This window comes from Marinactinospora endophytica (assembly GCF_054780875.1).
The window spans coordinates 113,721-131,103 of sequence record NZ_BAAGVM010000013.1 but is presented as its reverse complement, the minus strand read 5'-3'; the positions used below and the strand labels follow the sequence as shown (position 1 = coordinate 131,103).

The 17,383-nt window shown below is 70.9% G+C and carries 14 protein-coding genes; 12 read left to right on the top strand and 2 right to left on the bottom strand.

The window, feature by feature from the left end; all coding sequences use genetic code 11:
* Window positions 1–10 precede the first annotated feature (10 nt).
* The 5 genes from ACYVHU_RS22110 (at window position 11) to ACYVHU_RS22090 (ending at window position 4,969) form a co-directional block, all read left to right on the top strand.
* The gene (locus tag ACYVHU_RS22110; RefSeq protein WP_078763756.1) at window positions 11–199 is read left to right on the top strand and encodes a hypothetical protein; all 189 of its coding nucleotides are present in this window, start codon (window positions 11–13) and stop codon (window positions 197–199) included.
* 62 nt (window positions 200–261) lie between these two features.
* The gene (gene tatA / locus ACYVHU_RS22105; RefSeq protein WP_078763755.1) at window positions 262–603 is read left to right on the top strand and encodes a Sec-independent protein translocase subunit TatA; all 342 of its coding nucleotides are present in this window, start codon (window positions 262–264) and stop codon (window positions 601–603) included.
* A gap of 151 nt (window positions 604–754) precedes the next feature.
* The gene (gene tatC / locus ACYVHU_RS22100) at window positions 755–1,567 is read left to right on the top strand and encodes a twin-arginine translocase subunit TatC (RefSeq protein ID WP_078763754.1); all 813 of its coding nucleotides are present in this window, start codon (window positions 755–757) and stop codon (window positions 1,565–1,567) included.
* Window positions 1,568–1,629: 62 nt separating this feature from the next.
* A complete protein-coding gene (locus tag ACYVHU_RS22095; RefSeq protein ID WP_078763753.1) occupies window positions 1,630–2,007 on the top strand; it encodes a DUF397 domain-containing protein in 378 nt (125 codons plus the stop codon).
* Window positions 2,008–2,125: 118 nt separating this feature from the next.
* The gene (locus ACYVHU_RS22090; protein ID WP_498949423.1) at window positions 2,126–4,969 is read left to right on the top strand and encodes a DEAD/DEAH box helicase; all 2,844 of its coding nucleotides are present in this window, start codon (window positions 2,126–2,128) and stop codon (window positions 4,967–4,969) included.
* Between the two features lie 84 nt (window positions 4,970–5,053).
* On the opposite strand, the gene ACYVHU_RS22085 is transcribed toward ACYVHU_RS22090, so the two are convergent.
* The gene (locus tag ACYVHU_RS22085) at window positions 5,054–6,682 is read right to left on the bottom strand and encodes a glycoside hydrolase family 13 protein (protein ID WP_432940013.1); all 1,629 of its coding nucleotides are present in this window, start codon (window positions 6,680–6,682) and stop codon (window positions 5,054–5,056) included.
* 302 nt (window positions 6,683–6,984) lie between these two features.
* Here ACYVHU_RS22085 and ACYVHU_RS22080 point away from each other — a divergent pair, with 302 nt between their 5' ends.
* From ACYVHU_RS22080 to ACYVHU_RS22060, 5 genes are all read left to right on the top strand, one after another.
* Window positions 6,985–8,319 carry an ABC transporter substrate-binding protein gene (locus ACYVHU_RS22080; protein WP_078763750.1) on the top strand — a complete coding sequence of 445 codons (1,335 nt, stop codon included), beginning with the start codon at window positions 6,985–6,987 and terminating at the stop codon, window positions 8,317–8,319.
* On the top strand, window positions 8,316–9,302 hold the full coding sequence (locus tag ACYVHU_RS22075; protein WP_235001164.1) for a carbohydrate ABC transporter permease: 987 nt from the start codon (window positions 8,316–8,318) through the stop codon (window positions 9,300–9,302). Before ACYVHU_RS22080 ends, ACYVHU_RS22075 begins: the two co-directional genes overlap by 4 nt.
* Window positions 9,299–10,144, top strand: coding sequence for a carbohydrate ABC transporter permease (locus ACYVHU_RS22070; RefSeq protein ID WP_078763749.1), 846 nt, complete (start codon window positions 9,299–9,301; stop codon window positions 10,142–10,144). Before ACYVHU_RS22075 ends, ACYVHU_RS22070 begins: the two co-directional genes overlap by 4 nt.
* A gap of 127 nt (window positions 10,145–10,271) precedes the next feature.
* Window positions 10,272–11,438, top strand: a complete 1,167-nt coding sequence (locus ACYVHU_RS22065; RefSeq protein WP_498949422.1) for a glycosyltransferase family 4 protein — start codon at window positions 10,272–10,274, stop codon at window positions 11,436–11,438.
* 99 nt (window positions 11,439–11,537) lie between these two features.
* Entirely contained in the window at window positions 11,538–12,692 is a 1,155-nt protein-coding gene (locus tag ACYVHU_RS22060; RefSeq protein WP_078763747.1) for an acyl-CoA dehydrogenase family protein, read from the top strand.
* A 67-nt stretch (window positions 12,693–12,759) separates the two neighbouring features.
* On the opposite strand, the gene ACYVHU_RS22055 is transcribed toward ACYVHU_RS22060, so the two are convergent.
* Window positions 12,760–13,995, bottom strand: coding sequence for an ABC transporter ATP-binding protein (locus ACYVHU_RS22055; protein WP_078763746.1), 1,236 nt, complete (start codon window positions 13,993–13,995; stop codon window positions 12,760–12,762).
* An 864-nt stretch (window positions 13,996–14,859) separates the two neighbouring features.
* On the opposite strand from ACYVHU_RS22055, the gene lnt reads away from it, so the two are divergent.
* Both lnt and ACYVHU_RS22045 read left to right on the top strand, forming a co-directional pair.
* Window positions 14,860–16,494: an apolipoprotein N-acyltransferase gene (gene lnt, locus ACYVHU_RS22050; protein WP_078763745.1), complete on the top strand. Its 1,635-nt coding sequence runs from the start codon at window positions 14,860–14,862 to the stop codon at window positions 16,492–16,494.
* Between the two features lie 316 nt (window positions 16,495–16,810).
* Window positions 16,811–17,305 (top strand): FxsA family protein, encoded by a 495-nt coding sequence (locus ACYVHU_RS22045; protein ID WP_078763744.1) that lies wholly within the window; start codon window positions 16,811–16,813, stop codon window positions 17,303–17,305.
* Window positions 17,306–17,383 lie beyond the last annotated feature (78 nt).

Sequence of the window (17,383 nt, the reverse complement as noted above, 5' to 3'; positions counted from 1 at the left end):
GGCTCGAAACGTGCTCGTCATGATCGGTCTTCTCCTCGCCGCCCTCGGTGGCCTGTCCGTCCTGGTCGTCCTGCTCCTGCGGCTGCTGGCGCAGGTACGGAGGCTGGAGGAGCAGGTCGCGCTCACCAGGGCCGAGCTGGAACCGCGCTACGCGGCGCTACAGGAGCTGACCGACCGAGTCAGGGCGGAGGCCCGGTGAGCACTCGCCGATCAGGGCGTACCATCGATGGCGCAGGTAGCGCCCCGGAGAGAGGTTGAGACATGGGTGGTATCGGAGCGCGCGAGATCCTCATTCTGCTGGTGATCGCCCTTCTGCTGTTCGGCGCGAAGAAGCTGCCGGAACTGGCGCGGTCGATGGGGCGCAGTGCGCGCATCCTCAAGGCCGAGGCCAAGGGGCTCAGCGAGGACGACGACACCCCCAAGGAACAGCAGGCTCCCGGGGCGACGCAGGAGCAGGCGGGCCCGCAGCAGGCCTACGGGGTCCCCCAGGAGGGGCGTCCCCATCCCCAGCAGCCGCAGCACAACGGTTACCCGCAGCTTCCCGCGGGCCAGCGCATCGTGGAGAACAGCGGTGAGCCCCACCGGCGGCCCTACGGGGAATGATCCCCTGGGCGCCCAGAAGGGGCGAACGGGCCACAATGGTTCGGCGCGGCGTCGCACAGCGGCGCCGCGCGTGTCGGTACAGACCTGGCGGAGAGAGTAAGCGGTCATGCGGGTGAGACGACAGCGGCGAGAGGCCAACCCCGAGGGGCGCATGCCGCTGATGGACCATCTGCGCGAACTGCGCAACCGCATCGTCAAGGCGCTGATCTTCGTCGGGCTCGGCGTGTGTGTCGGCTTCCTGCTGTTCGACCCGGTCTGGTCCTTCCTCCAGCGCCCCTACTGCGCCCTGCCGGCGGCCGTGCGCGGCGGGGTGGGCGGGGACTGCAACCTGATCTTCACCGGCATCTTCGACGCCTTCTTCCTGAAGTTCAAGGTCGCGATCATCATCGGGATCATCGTCTCCTGCCCCTTCTGGCTGTACCAGCTGTGGGCGTTCGTCGCGCCGGCGCTGCGCGGCAACGAGAAGCGTTACACCTACGTCTTCGTCGCCGCCGCTGTCCCGTTGTTCCTCTCGGGCTCGGCGCTGGCCTACTTCGTCACCCAAAAGGGCATGGAGGTCGTCTTCTCCTTCGCCCCGGACAACGCGGTGCCGATGATCACCATCGACAGCTACCTCAGCTACATCATCATGATGCTGCTGGTGTTCGGGGCGGCCTTCGTCCTGCCGCTGATCGTGGTGCTGCTGAACTTCCTAGGCGTCCTGCCGCACAGCGCCATCGCGAAGTGGCGGAGGATGATCATCTTCCTGGCCTTCGTGTTCGCCGCGATCGCCACCCCCGGCGGCGAGCCCTTCACGATGCTGGCGCTGGGAATCCCCGTCGTGGTGCTGTTCGAGCTCGCCGAACTGATCGCCTTCCTGCACGACCGGCGTAAGGGGAGCAACGACCCCTACGCTGGCCTGTCCGACGACGAGATCTCTCCACTCGACGACGATGAGGCCCCCGAGATCACGCCCAGGCGCTAGGGTCGTCCTGAAAGCCGGGGAGGCCCGCCCCGGCGACGGTGACCACTCCACGGAGGACCACGATGAGCGAGCAGATCCCCGGTGGGGAGAAGCCCCGCGAGCTCCCACCGGAGGCGCAGGGGAACGAGAAGTGGCATGACACCACGAACGCGGTGTGGATGCGTTCGTCGCTGTCGCGGGAGGACTCCGAGGCGATCGTCGAGGTCGCCAAGTTCGACGACGGTTTCCGCGCGGTCCGCGACGGCAAGAACCCGCAGAAGGGCATTCTCTTCTTCACCCCCGCCGAGTGGGAGGCGTTCGTCCTGGGAGCCAAGGACGGCGAGTTCGACATCCCCGAGGAGTACCTGACTCCCGAGGAGGCGGCGATCCAGCGCGGCGAGGTGCCGGTACGGGCGGTCCCCTCGCCCAACAACACCGTTTCCCCCGACGACGCGGACTGACCCGCGAGCACGGCCCGCCCCATGAGGAGCGGGCCTCTTGCGGTCCAGGGCGGACGTCGGCGCCCCAAGCAGGTCCGTTTGCCGCAGCACCTGCCCAAACCACCTAGGCTTGGGCGATATGAGCACTCACGCAGCGCGCTATGCCGCGTTCCGCCGGCGCCAGGCCGAGTCGAGCGCCGCGATCGAGGACTTCCAGAACCTCTACGGGTTCGAGTTCGACGAGTTCCAGATCAGGGCGTGCCAGGCGCTGGAGGGCGGGCACGGCGTGCTCGTCGCGGCCCCCACCGGTTCGGGCAAGACCGTGGTCGGGGAGTTCGCGGTCCACCTGGCGCTGCGCGACGGCCACAAGTGCTTCTACACCACGCCCATCAAGGCGCTGTCCAACCAGAAGTACACCGACCTGGTCCGCCGTTACGGCTCCGACAACGTCGGCCTGCTCACCGGCGACAACAGCGTCAACGGCGAGGCGCCCATCGTCGTCATGACCACCGAGGTCCTGCGCAACATGCTTTACGCGGGGTCGCGGACGCTCACCGGGCTGGCCTATGTCGTCATGGACGAGGTGCACTACCTCGCCGACCGCTTCCGCGGGGCGGTCTGGGAGGAGGTGATCATCCACCTGCCCGAGTCGGTGCGGATGGTCGCCCTGTCGGCCACGGTGAGCAACGCCGAGGAGTTCGGCCAGTGGTTGCAGCAGGTGCGCGGCGACACCACCGTCATCGTCGACGAGAACCGTCCGGTCCCGCTGTGGCAGCACGTCATGGTCGGCAACCGCATCCACGACCTGTTCGTCGAGCTGGATTCGGGAGCGGACGAGGAGCGTCCAGGGGGTGACGGGCGCAAGCGCACCCGCAAACGGGACCGGCGCGACCAGGGCGGCCGGACCGCCGAGATCGTCCTCAACGGAGAGAGGGTCCAGGTCAATCCACGGCTGATCCGGCTGGCCCAGGAGGACGACCGGATCACCCAGCTCGCCTACCGGCGGCGCCACCCCCAGTCGCGGGCGCGCGGCGGCGCTCCCCGCCCGCGTTCCAAGCACGCCCCGGCCACGCGGGCCCAGATCATCGCCGAGCTCGACCGGGACGGCCTGCTGCCGGCCATCACCTTCATCTTCAGCCGGGCCGGCTGCGACGACGCGGTGCGCCAGTGCGTCTATGCGGGGCTGCAGCTGACCAGCGACGCCGAGGCCGACGAGATCCGCGAGTACGCCGAGCGCCAGTGCGCCGACATCCCGCCCGCCGACCTCGCGGTGCTGGGGTACCACGAGTGGATCGCGGCGCTGGAGCGGGGGATCGCGGCCCACCACGCGGGGCTGCTGCCGACGTTCAAGGAGATCGTCGAGACGCTCTTCTCGCGCGGGCTGATCCGCGCGGTGTTCGCCACCGAGACCCTCGCGCTGGGGATCAACATGCCGGCGCGCACCGTCGTCATCGAGAAGATGGACAAGTGGAACGGCGAGACCCACGCCATGCTCACCCCGGGTGAGTACACCCAGCTCACCGGGCGGGCGGGACGGCGTGGCATCGACGTCGAGGGCCACGCGGTCGTGGTGTGGCAGCCCGGAACCGACCCGGAGGCCGTCGCGGGCCTGGCCAGTACCCGCACCTATCCGCTCAACTCCAGCTTCCAGCCCTCCTACAACATGGCCGTCAACCTCGTGGGGCAGGTGGGCCGGGAACGCAGCCGGACGATGCTCGAATCGTCCTTCGCCCAGTTCCAGGCCGACCGCGCGGTGGTCGGCCTGGTGCGCCAGCTGCGCAAGCACGAGGAGGCCCTGGAGGGCTACGCCGAGGCCGCGAACTGCCACCTGGGCGACTTCATGGAGTACGCGCGGATGCGTCGCGAGCTGAGCGACCGGGAGGCCCAGGCGTCACGCGACCGGGGCGCGCGTCGCCGCCGTGACGCGGTGCGCAGCCTGGAGTCCCTGCGCGTCGGCGACATCATCCGCGTGCCCGCCGGCCGGCACGCGGGCTTCGCCGTGGTCCTGGATCCGGGCGTGCAGGCCGGCCGTGATCCCGCGCCGCTGGTGCTCACCGTCAACCGTCAGGCCAAGCGGGTCAACGCCGCGGACTTCCCGGTCCCGGTGGAGCCGGCGGGACGGTTGCGGGTCCCCCGCAACTTCTCGGTGCGCTCTCCCCAGGCCCGCCGTGACCTCGCCTCGTCGCTGCGCAACAAGCTGGACGGGATCGGCGTCGAGCCCCCGCGGCGCGTGCGCGACACGGGCGCGCACGAGGACCCCGAGATCGCCAGGCTGCGTAAGGCGTTGCGGGCCCATCCCTGTCACGGGTGCGACGAACGCGAGGACCACGCGCGGTGGGCCGAACGCTACTTCCGGCTGAGCAAGGAGACCGAGGGGCTGCGCCGCCGGGTCGAGGGACGCTCCCACGTCATCGCGCGGACCTTCGACCGGGTGTGCGGGGTGCTGCAACGGCTGGGCTACCTCGACGGCGACACGGTCACCGACGAGGGGCGCCTGCTCGCCAAGATCTACTCGGAGCTGGACCTGCTGGCCGCCGAGTGCCTGCGCCGCGGCCTGTGGGAGGACCTGTCCCCCGAGGACCTGGCCGCGTGCGTGTCGTCGCTCGTCTACGAGTCACGGCGCAACGACGACGCCTTTCCCCGGATCCCCTCGGGCGCTCCCCAGGAGACCCTGGCGGAGATGGTCCGGCTGTGGGGCGAGCTGCACGAGGTCGAACGCGACCATCGGGTGTCCTTCCTGCGCGAGCCCGACCTGGGGTTCGTGTGGACCACCCACCGGTGGGCCAAGGGCGACCTGCTCGACCGGATCCTGCAGGAGGCCGACATGCCGGCCGGCGACTTCGTGCGCGCGGCCAAGCTGCTGGTCGACATGCTCGGCCAGATCGCCGACGCGGCGCCGGCGGGGAGCAAGGTCCGCTCCACCGCGCGCACGGCGATGGACGCCGTCCGCAGGGGAGTGGTGGCCTACTCCTCGGTGGGGTGACCCGTGATGGAAGGGGGCCGGGTTCCGGGACCCGGCCCCCTTCCGCGTCACTCTTCGCGATCTACGATGTAAAGGCGATGGTCTTCAGCGGCGCAACCAGACGGCGGTGTCGGCCGGTAGGGTCCCGTCGGAGAGCGGAGCGCTGGACACCAGCACCTCGGCGTCGGGCAGCGTGACCGGATCGGAACCGGTGTTGACGAGCACGAGCACGTGCTCACCGCGGGTGAAGGCCAGCACGTCACCCTCGTCGTACTTCTCGTCCCAGGCGAACGACTCGTCGGCGCGGAACTCCCGGCGTACCCGCAGGGCCGTCCGGTACAGCTCCAGGGTCGACCCGGGATCCCCGGTCTGGGCCTCGACCGACAGCTCCGCCCACCCGGGCGGCTGCGGCAACCAGCCGGGCGCCTGACCGAACCCCAGCGACGGCCCCGACCGCTCCCACGGGATCGGCACCCGGCATCCGTCACGCCCCTTGGCGGTGTGGCCCGTGCGCTCCCACTGCGGGTCCTGGAGCACCTCGGCGGGCAGGTCCGCCACCTCGGGCAGACCCAGCTCCTCCCCCTGGTAGACGTAGGTCGAACCGGGCAGGGCCAGCTCCAGCAACGCCGCGGCGCGGGCCCGGCGCCGTCCCAGCTCCACGTCGGCCGGCGGCTCGGCGCCGTCGCTCAACAGCCAGGCGTTCAGATCGGTTCCCGTGGGCAGGCCCAGCACCGAGACCGGGCGCACCACGTCGTGGTTGGACAGCACCCAGGTGGCGACGGTCCCGACCGAGGCGGTGAAGGCGATGCTGGCGTCGATGACCCGGCGGTAGGCCGTGGCGTCCCAGGGGCAGCGCAGGAACTCGAAGTTGAACGCCTGATGCAGCTCGTCGGGCCGCAGGTAGCGGACGAGCCGGTCGTTGGGCAGCCACGCCTCGGCGACCGCCACCCGCGGCGGATCGAACTCCTCGAACACCTGGCGCCACTCGCGGTAGACCTCGTGGACCTCGGGACGGTCCCAGTGCGGATGGTCGGGGTTGGCGGCGATGTCCTCCAGGCCGCTGCCCTTGGGGATCACGACCACGTCGCGCAGGGGCTCGTTCAAGTCCTTGAACAGGGAGTTCGCGACGTCGATACGGAAGCCGTCCACGCCGCGCCGGCTCCAAAAGCGCAGGATGTCGACGAACTCCGCGCGGACCTCGGGGTTGGTCCAGTTCAGGTCGGGCTGCTCACGGGCGAACAGGTGGAGGTACCACTGCCCGTCGGGCAGCCGGGTCCAGGCCGGGCCGCCGAAACGCGACTCCCAGTTGCTCGGGGGAAGGGAGCCGTCGGGTCCCCGGCCGTCGCGGAAGATGTAGCGTTCCCGCGCCGGCGAGCCGGGCGGGGCGGCCAGGGCCTCACGGAACCAGGGGTGCTGTTCGGAGGTGTGGTTGGGGACGATGTCGACGATGACCTTGATGCCGTGCCCGTGCGCGGCGGCGACGAGTTCGTCGAAGTCCGCGAGCGTGCCGAGCAGCGGATCGACGTCGCGGAAGTCGGCGACGTCGTAGCCGCCGTCGGCCCACGGCGACGGATAGAACGGGGACAGCCACACCGCGTCGACGCCGAGTGAGGCGAGGTGGCCGATCCGCCGGGTGATCCCGGCGATATCGCCGACCCCGTCGCCGTTGGTATCGGCGAAGCTACGGGGGTAGATCTGGTAGATGACGGCGTTGCGCCACCAAGTGTCGCTCATGGGTTCCCTTGTGCGGTGGGGCGCACCGCGGGTCCCGTAGTCCGGGGCGCGGGCGCGAGACGACGGACGGGATCGGGCCGGGGCGTGCCCCCGGGCGTGGGGCGAGGCCGCTCGCGCAAGCGAGAGCGGCCATGATCCGGGATGAAATCACGCAGGGCGCTCCATGGCAACGCTTGCATGACATTCGGGCATCCGAAAAATAGGAAGAGCAGGGATCTTCCACACGAGTGTTGACTGGGCCACATTCGTAGTGGCAACGTTTGCGAAGAGGCGGTCACGCGATGTCGTCGATGGGAAGCTCTATGGAGTTCTCGCGGAGATCCCTGCTGGCCGGTGGGGCGCTGCTCGCCACGGCCGGTCTGGCCGGGTGCGCCGGCGACACCCGGAACCCGATGGAGGGGCGCAGCACCGCCATCCCCGACCACCCGGTGACGATCGAGTGGCTCTCCCAGGAACTCGCCGACAACGAGGGCCGCGACCTGAGACGCTCCCTCGTCGCGGCCTTCCAGCGGCGCTTCCCGACCATCACGGTGGACCTCCTCCAGGTGCCACCGACCACCGACGTGCGGCGGACGACGCTGACCACCCAGATCGCCGGCGGCGCCACCTCGCCCGACGTCTACCTCGGCGACTGCGCCTGGCCGCCCCAGTTCGCCCACCACGCGCTGGCGATGCCCCTGGGCAGACCGGAGGACGATCCCGGGTTCTGGTCGGCCTATCCCGAGCGGGTCGTCGCGACGACCCTCTACGAGGGGCAGGCGTGGGCGTTCCCGTTCTACCTCGACATCGCCTTCCTGTACCACCGGGCCGATCTGCTCGCCAAGCACGACCTGGCCGTGCCGCGCACGTGGGAGGAGATGGCCGACACGGCCCTGCGGCTGCGCGAGACCGGTGACGTGCGCTACGGGTTCGTGTGGCAGGGCGCCTCCTCCGAGACGCTCACCTGCAACTTCACCGAGATGCTGGCCGATGCCGGCGGCGCGTTGATGGACGACGCCGCGCGGCGGATCCTGGTCGACTCCGACGCGGGGCGCCAGACGTTGGAGTTCATGTCCGGGCTCATCGCCCGCGGCGTGTCACCGGCCGCGGTGGGCACCTTCGCCGAGGAACAGGCCATGACCGCGTTCTCCAGCGGCCAGGCCGCCTTTCTGCGCAACTGGTCCTATGCCTGGGGCGCCGCCGGCAACCCCGAGGGGTCGGCGGTGGCGGGGAGGGTGGGGGTGACCCTGCGCCCCACCTTCGACGGGTCGGGCCGCTCCCGGTTGTCCACGCTCGGCGGCTGGCACAACTTCGTCAACCCGCACACCCGTCAGCTCGGCGCGGCACTGGCGTTCGCGCGTTGGCTGGCGCAAGAGGAGGCGCAGACCATCATGGCCACCACGTCGCCCTACACGCCGACCCTGGCGGCGGTCCTCGCCGACCCCGAGGTGACGGCCCAGGACAATCCGACGTTTCGACTGTCGGCCGACGCCGAACTCGTCCTCCGTCCCACGGGGACGCCCTACTATCCGCAAGTCAGCAAGGCGGTCTACACCTCGGTCAACCCCGTGCTGGTCGAGGGGGGCGGCGACGTCACGGAGGTGCTGGCCGAGATGGCGGCCGGTATGGAGCGGGCCCGGGACGGAGTGGCGCTGTGAGGACGACGGCGGGCGAGGCACTGGTGCCGCCCCAGCGCAGATCCCCCGAGGGGATGCCCGCGGGACGGGGCGGCGCGCCGGACCGCCGCGACGCGATGCAGCGGCGCATGGCGCGGATCGGCTGGGGCTATACCAGCCCTTCCCTGCTGGTCATCGGACTGGTGACGCTGTTCCCGATCGTCTTCTCGCTGGTGTTGAGCTTCGCCCGGGTGCGGATCACCTACGACGGGTTCGCGGTGGAGGCGCTCACCCTGGGCAACTACGTGGCGTTGCTCGGTTCGGGGGACTGGTACTACGCGCTCGGGTTCACCGTGCTCTACACGGTGGTCACGGTCGCGATCGAGCTCGTCCTCGGCACGCTCGCCGCGCTGGTCCTGGAACGTCTGGGGGCGGGGCGGGGGTGGATCATGGCGCTGCTCCTCATCCCCTGGTCCATGATCACGGTGGTCTCGGCCCAGCTGTGGGCCTACATCTACAACTCCACCTACGGCGTGGCCACCTGGGTGTTCGAGTCCCTCTTCGGCACGGCCCCGTTGATCCTCGGGCGTCCCGTCTCGGCCATCGCGGGGATGATGGTCGCCGACATCTGGAAGACCACCCCGTTCGTGGCGATCATCGTGCTGGCCGGGCTGGTCATGCTGCCCCAGGACGTCTACGAGGCGGCCGACGTGGACGGGGCGGGCCCCTGGACGACGTTTTGGCGGGTGACCCTGCCCCAGCTGCGCTCCACGATCGCGGTGGCGATCCTGTTCCGCATCCTTCAGGCGTTCGGGGTGTTCGACCTGCCCTTCGTGCTGACCGGGGGCGGGCCGGGGATCGCGACCCAGTCCCTGGCGGTCATGGGGTACAAGACGCTGTTCCAGGACCTCAACATCGGCCCTGGAGCGGCCATCGCCGCATCGACCGGCCTGCTGGTGGCCGGGGCGTGCCTGCTGTTCCTGCGGGCGTTCAAGGCACAGGTGGGCAAGGAGGACGTGACGTGAGGACGCGATCGCGACACGGATGGCGCCGTGTCGTCAACCTGGTCAACCTCGGCGCGCTCGTTCTCGTCGTGGCCACGGCGCTGCCCCTGTACTGGTTGGTGGCGGGTTCGCTGAAACCGGCGACGGAGGTCGGCGCCACCCCGCCGTCCCCGTGGCCGGCCGACGTGACGGTGGCCAACTATGTGGACGCCTTCACCAGTGTCGGTTTCGGGCGCTACATCGCCAACAGCGTCGTCGTGGCCTCGGTGTCGACCGTCGTGGTGGTGGGGTTGGCGACGTTCGCGGGCTACGCCCTGGCGCGTACCCCGATGCGGGGCCGGGGACCGCTGATGATCGCGCTGCTGATGATCTCGGTGTATCCGGCGATCGCGGTGGTGATCCCGCTCTACCTGGTGGAGCGGCAGCTGGGCCTGCTCAACTCCCACGCCGGGCTGATCATCCCCTATATCGCGTTCAACCTGCCCTTCGCGATCTGGATCATGCGCAACTACATGCTGGCGGTGCCGCGGGGGCTGGAGGACGCGGCCTCCATCGACGGGGCCTCCCCCACCCGCACGGTGCTCACCGTGATCCTGCCCCAGGTCCGCCCCGGCCTGTTCACCGCGGGGGTTTTCACCTTCACCGCGACCTGGACCGAGTTCCTCATGGCGCTGACCTTCAACTCCCAGGACGCCTACCGCACGGTCCCGGTGGGCATCGCCCTGTACGGGACGACCTTCGAGGTCCCCTACGGCACGATCTTCGCCGCCGCGGTGTCGGTGACCGCGCCCATCGCGATCCTGGTGCTGGTCTTCCGCAGGTTCGTGGTCGCGGGGTTGACCGCGGGCGCGGTCAAGGGATGAGTTCCCTGCCCGACCTCCGTCCTCCTCGCGGGGGAGGGGAGGCCTCCCCCGCGGGAGGGACGACGCCGACACGTCCGGGGGTCTAGCGTGGCGCGCACCGATCGCCTGTGAGGGAGGACGGGGCGCGATGCCCGAACGGACGCTGTTGATCACCAACGACTTCCCGCCGCGCCGTGGCGGCATCGAGACGTTCGGGTACGAGCTGGCCGTGCGCCTGGCCCGGGCCGGCGGCGTGGTCGTCTACACCTCGCACACCGCCGGTGCCCATGGTCATGACCAGCGGTTGCCGTTCCCGGTGGTACGCGATCCGGAGGGGACGCTGCTGCCGACCCGGCGCGTGGCGCGGCGTTCGACGGGGCTGCTGCGCGAGCACGGTTGCCAGCGCGTGGTGTTCGGGGCGGCGGCCCCGCTGGGCCTCCTGGCGGCGGGGCTGCGCGCCGCGGGGGCCCGCGAGATCGTCGCCATCACCCATGGGCACGAGGTGTGGTGGGCCCGGCTGCCCGGGACTGGGGCCCTGGTGCGGCGGATCGCCTCCGAGGTCGACGTCTTGACCTACCTGGGGGAGTTCACCCGGCGCGAGCTGGAGCGCGCCGTGCCACCGGGGGCGCGGTCTCGCATGCGCCGGCTCGTCCCCGGGGTCGACGTCGACGTGTTCCGTCCCGGCCTCGACGGCGGGCCCGTGCGCGAACGCTACGGGTTGGGGGGCGCTCCGGTCGTGCTGTGCGTGGCTCGGCTGGTGCCGCGCAAGGGGGTCGACACCCTGATCAGGGCGTTGACCTGGGTGCGGGTGAAGGTGCCGGACGTGCGGTTGCTGGTGGTGGGGGAGGGACCCGACGGTGACCGGCTGCGTGCGCTCGCCCACTGGGCGGGGGTCGCGGACCAGGTGGTGTTCGCGGGCGGCCACCCGCACGCGCGGTTGCCGGAGTTCTACGCGGCGGCCGACGTCTTCGCGATGCCGTGCCGGACGCGGCGGGGCGGGCTGGAGCCGGAGGGGCTGGGCATCGTCTACCTGGAGGCCGCGGCGAGCGGGCTGCCGGTGATCGCGGGCGCCTCGGGTGGGGCACCCGAGGCGGTGCGCCACGGGGAGACGGGCTATGTCGCGGACGGGAGGAACCCGCGTGAGGTGGCCGACCGCCTGATCGCCCTGTTGGCCGACAGGGGAGCGGCCGAGCGGATGGGACGGCGGGGACGGGCGTGGATGGTGCGCGATTGGACGTGGGAACGCACGTTCCAGGCGTTGGAGGGGGCTTTGGCGGATGGGGATGTCAGGGGTGGAAGATCGTCCGAATTGTGAGATAGAGTGCTGCGCGTCACCATTTACTAGGACGACCGAATATCGGACGTCCGAGTAAACCGTCCGGGCGCCCTGGGGCGCGACCGTCCGGGAGGACGCATGGCCGTGGACCGCTCTCTGCCCACGTCGGAAGCCGCCGACCTGCTCGATCTCACCGTCTCCCTGGTCGAGGAGAAGATCGCGCCGCGCGCCGCGGTCGACGAACGGCAGGGGCTCTTCCCCCGCGATCTGTTCACGACGCTGGGCCACTCTGGCCTGCTCGGCCTGCCCTACCCCGAGGAGTACGGCGGCGGGGGGCAGCCCTACGAGGTCTACCTCCAGGTCGTCGAAGAGCTGGCCAGGGGATGGCTGGCGGTCGGCCTCGGCCTGAGCGTCCACACCCTGGCCTGTTTCCCCTTGGCCGGCTTCGGTTCCCCGAACCAGCGCGCGCGGCTCCTTCCGGAGCTGATCGGCGGCGAACGCCTGGGCGCCTACTGCCTGTCCGAGGCTCACTCGGGATCCGACGCCGCGGCCCTGGCCACCCGGGCCGCGGCCACAGACCAGGGATACCGGATCGACGGCGCCAAGTCCTGGATCACCCACGGCGGCGTCGCCGACTTCTACACACTGTTCGCCCGCACCGGCGCCCCCGACTCCGGGGCCAAGGGGATCTCGTGCTTCCACGTCCCCGCGGGGAGCGCGGGACTCGCCGCGGACGCGCCCGAGCGCAAGATGGGCATGCGCTCCTCGCCCACCGCGGTGGTCCGTTTCGACGGGGTCGAGGTGGCGGCCGAGGCGCGGATCGGGGAGGAGGGACAGGGGTTCCCCATCGCGCTGGCCGCGCTGGACGCGGGGCGACTGGGGATAGCCGCGTGCGCGGTCGGCGTCGCCCAGGCGGCGCTGGAGCTGGCGGTCGGCTACGCGCGGCAGCGCCGCCAGTTCGGCCGTCCCATCGCCGATTTCCAGGGGCTGTCCTTCATGCTCGCCGACATGGCCACCCAGACCGAGGCGGCCCGCGAGCTCTACCTCGCGGCGGCCCGCCGCCGCGACGCCGGCCGTCCCTTCGGCAAGCAGGCCGCCATGGCCAAACTGTTCGCGACCGATGTGGCCATGCGGGTCACCACCGACGCGGTCCAGGTCCTCGGCGGCTACGGATACACCGAGGACTTCCCGGCCGAGCGGCTGATGCGTGAGGCCAAGGTGTTGCAGATCGTCGAGGGCACCAACCAGATCCAGCGCCTGGTGATCGGCCGCCATCTGAGCCGGGAGGCGTGAGCGGTCCCGAAGACACGCGGAGGGGGCCACCCCCGAGGGTGGCCCCCTCCGCGCGGGAGGCGCCGGGTCAGACCGTGGCCGCGGCCGGCTTGCTGGCCGGGTGGCCGATGGACAGGCCGCTCACCTTGTCGAAGTAGTGGAGCTGGCGGGTGTCCACGGCGAGGGTGATCATCTGGCCGGGACGCACCGAGCTGCGCGGGCTCACCCGCGCGGTGAACACGGACTTGTCGCGGGTCAGCGGCAGCGCCGCGTCGTCCTCGTCGCCGTCACCCGCGGCGTCGGCGGCCAGCGCGGCGGCGTCCTCGTGGTCGAGGGGCGGCGCGTCGATGGTGAAGATCACGTTGATCTCGGTGCCGATCTCCTCGGTGACGTCGGCCTTGACCGTCATCGTCCCACCGTTGTAGGCCGCGAGCTCGGCGTCGTCGAAGTCGGAGGGGCGGATCCCCAGGACGATCTCACGGCCGAAGTAGTCGCGCAGCTCCGGCTTGGCGGCCAGGGTCTCGTCGGCGACCGGCAGCGTCTGGTCGGCGAACTTCAGGACCGCGCCGTCGCCGTTCTGCTCCAGCCGCGCCGCCACGAAGTTCATGGCCGGGGAGCCGATGAAGCCCGCGACGAACAGGTTGACCGGGTGGTCGAACAGGTTCTTGGGGGTGTCGACCTGCTGGAGCTTGCCGTCGCGCAGCACCGCCACGCGGTCGCCCAGGGTCATGGCCTCGATCTGGTCGTGGGTGACGTAGACCGTGGTCACGCCCAGGCGCTCGTGGAGCTGGTTCAGCGAGGCGCGCATCTGGACACGCAGCTTGGCGTCGAGGTTGGACAGCGGCTCGTCCATGAGGAAGGCCTGCGGCTCGCGGACGATCGCGCGGCCCATGGCGACACGCTGGCGCTGACCACCCGACAGCGCGGCGGGCTTGCGCTTGAGGTAGGGCTCCAGGCCGAGCATGGCGGCGGCCTCCTTGACCCGTCGCTCGATCTCGGGCTTGGGGGTCTTGCGCAGCTTCAGGCCGAAGGCGAGGTTCTGCTCGACCGTCATGTGCGGGTAGAGCGCGTAGTTCTGGAACACCATGGCGATGTCGCGGTTCTTCGGGGGGAGGTCGTTGACGACCCGGTCGCCGATGGTGAGCGTGCCGCCGGTGATCTCCTCCAGGCCGGCGATCATGCGCAGGGCCGTGGACTTGCCGCAGCCGGAGGGACCGACGAGGACCATGAACTCGCCGTCGTTGATCTCCAGGTTCAGGCTGTCCACGGCCTTGACGCCGCCCGAGTACACCTTGTCCACGCTGTCGAGGACGATCTTCGCCATGCTCGCTAGCTCCCGTCTGGCATATGGCCGGTGGGTGACGGGAGGTGGTCCCGTCGGTTCGATCGGATGATCGAGTGCTGTTCTCGTTGCGATCGGTTCGTATCGATCGGCTTCCCGTATCGAACACCATTCCCGACCGTTTTGTCGATGGTTCGGCACGTGTTGGTCAGAATCATCCATATTGTGAGACGGCGGGGATGGGAGAGATGCGGAGAATGCGCGTTGTGATCGTTTCGCTGATCGAACGATCACGATGGTGATCACCCGGGGAAGCGGGCGGTGATCCCCGTCGCACCCAACGGTGCCCTACCACATCTTCGACGGTGCCGGGTCGTGGCGCCGGACACAGCGTGACTGGCATCGGAAACAGTGGTGCGTTAGCCTTGCCGACGGTCGCCCGGCTCGTCGCCGCGTGCCCGCGTGGACGTCGGTTCCCCTGAGGAACCGACACGGGGTCCCTCCTCGACGCGGATCGCCGCGAGCCTGGGTAGGCTACTGACCAGTCCAGCACTGGACGGACCGGTTGAGCGGTCCGGATCTTGCCCCGCTGGACGCCGCGCCACCCACCAGGTGCGGCACGAGGCGTGGGGAAGACCCGGGTGCCGCGACCGGGCGGGGGGTTGGACCCGGAGAAGGCCCGAACATCCAGTAGACAACGGTCTCCGCGCTCGCCGCCTACGAGACGGATCCGGTCCGAAGGGTGATCGGGCCTTTCTCCGTGTCCCCCCGATCAACCGCCGCGCCGGGGCGGTCCCCTCCCCGGCGCGCCGCTCCCCCCAGGCGGTGGGGAGCGGTCCCGGCCGCCGGGACGCCCCCTTAGGCTCGTCACGACGAACATCCCGCCAGCAGGAAAGCGAGCCCCGCGTGGTGGCCGAGGGAACCCAGTACGCCGACAACCGGATCCCCGGGGAGCACACCCCGCCGCGCCGGGTCCGCCGCGGTGTGCCCGACGCGCTGTGGCGCGCGCTCGCCGCCCTCGGCGCCGGCCTGGCCCAGCTCCTCGCCTTGGAGCCCTATGGGCTGTGGCCCCTGGCCCCGGTGGGAGCCGCCCTGCTGCTGCTCGCGGTCAGGGGCGTCCGCCCCCGGCGCGCCGCCTGGCTCGGCCTGCTGGCCGGCGCGGCCCTCATGGTGCCGCTGATCAGGTGGCAGGAGGTCTTCGGGGTCGACGTGTGGCTGCTCATCGCCGCCGCCGAGACCGTCTACTACGTCCCCATGGCGATGGGGATCGCGCTGGTCTGCCGACTGCCGGGATGGGTGGTGTGGACCAGCGCGCTGTGGGTCGCCCAGGAGTTCGTGCGCGCGCGTTTCCCCCTCGGCGGCTTCCCGTGGGGCAAGCTCGCCTTCAGCCAGCCGGAGACCCCGTTCACCGGTTACGCGGCACTCGGGTCCTCGGCGCTGGTCTCCTTCGCGGTGGCGCTCGCCGGCGCCTGCCTGGCCGCCGCCGTCCTGACGGTCGCGCGGGCGCGGCGCGGTGCGCCCGTCCCGTCCCCGGCCCGCCCGCTGGCGGGGGCGGTCGCCGGCCTCCTCGCCGTCGTCACGTTGGGCTGGGCGCTGCCCCCGCTCCTCACCCCCGAGCCGACCGGCACCGTCACCGTCGCGCTGGTGCAGGGCGACGTGCCCGCGGCGGGGGAGATGAACATCCTCGGCGAGCGGATGGAGGTCCTGCGCAACCACGTCAACGGGGTCCACGAACTGGCCCGGCAGGTACGCGCGGGTGAAGTGGACCAGCCGGACCTGGTGCTTCTGCCGGAGAACGCCAGCGACATCGACGCCTACGCCGACCCGCAGGCCGCCGCCCTGATCCAGCGTGCCGCCGAGGACATCGGGGTGCCGCTGCTGTTCGGCGTCACCAAGTACAGCCAGGACGGGAGCGAACGCGAGATCCGCAGTGTGGTGTGGGATCCCGTCGAGGGACCCGGCGACCACTACACCAAGCGCTACCTCGTCCCCTTCGGGGAGTACGTTCCCTTCCGTGACCTGGTCTCGGGGCTGGTCGCGCGACTGGACCAGGTCGGAAGCGACGCGGTGCCCGGCACCGAGCCCGGGGCGCTGGACCTGGGAGGCACCACGGTGGCCACCGCCATCTGCTTCGACATCGCCTTCGACACGCCCGTGCGCGAGTCGGTGGCGGCCGGCGGCCAGATCATCGCGGTCCCCACCAACAACGCCAATTACAACTTCACCGGCCAATCCGACCAGCAGCTCGCGATCACCCGGCTGCGCGCGGTCGAACACGGCCGATCCGCGATCGTCGCCTCCACCAGCGGAATCAGCGCGGTCGTCACCTCCTCGGGAGCCGTCACCTACCGTTCCCCCGAAGCCGAACCGGCCGTCCACGTCGCCGAAGTCACGCGGGCGGACGGGCTGACACCGGCCACCCGGCTCGGTCCCCTCCCCGAGATCGCCCTCACCCTCCTGGGAGCGGGCGCCGTCGTCGTCGCGCTGCTCCCCGGCCGCCGCGGCGCGCCCCGGCGGGGCGCCGAGCTCGACCAGGGGTGAGCACGGGGCCGGGAAGCCCGGCCGGGCCGAAGCGAGATCCGATCCACCGGCCGAAGTCGTCGCCCCCGAGGCCGACGGCGGAGACGGTCGGCCCCGAGCCGCCCGGCCGGCTGTAGTCCATGTCGGCCATGACGGAGCCGACCGTGGCGGGGCCGCGCTGTTCCCTTCCTTTTTCCGTGGACGGCGCCCACGTCCGGCTCGGGACGGCCGGCCGGCGCGTGGGCCTGCCGAGGGAGCGCGGGCGCGGGGAACGAAACCGTCGGGCCGGACGTTGCCCGGATAGGGTAAAGACAACTCGTCAGCGAGGATGGAGCCGATGCCGCTACTCGCCGTGATCGCGCTGATGGCGCTGCCGTTCCTGGAGGTCTGGGTCATGATCCTGGCCGCCGGGCAGATCGGCGTGGCCTGGACCATCGCGCTGCTGTTCGCGCTGAGTGCCTCCGGGGTGTTCGTGGTGCGCCGGGCCGGGACCCGCGCGGTGCGCGACGCCCAGGCCGCGATGAGCACGGGCACACCGCCACGGGGCAGCCTGCTCGACATGCTCATGCTGTTCGTCGGCGGAATCCTGCTCATCACCCCCGGGTTCATCACGGCCGTGCTGGGACTGGTCCTGGTACTGCCCTTCACCCGCCCCGCGTTGCGCTGGGCCTTCGAGGCGTGGGCGCGGCGCCGGATCCGGCGCATGGAGGCCAACGTCCAGGTCGATCTCGCCGCCTCGCGCGCCGGTGGTCCCGCACCGGGACCGCAGCCCCGCCCCGGTCAGGGCAAGATCATCCAGGGAAGCTTCGTCGACCCGGAGACCGACTCCTGAGCCGACGCCGGCAGGGCGAAGGAGCGGCCACACGCGCGGACGGGGGACAATCGGGAACGTGAAGAGCGAATCCGGTTG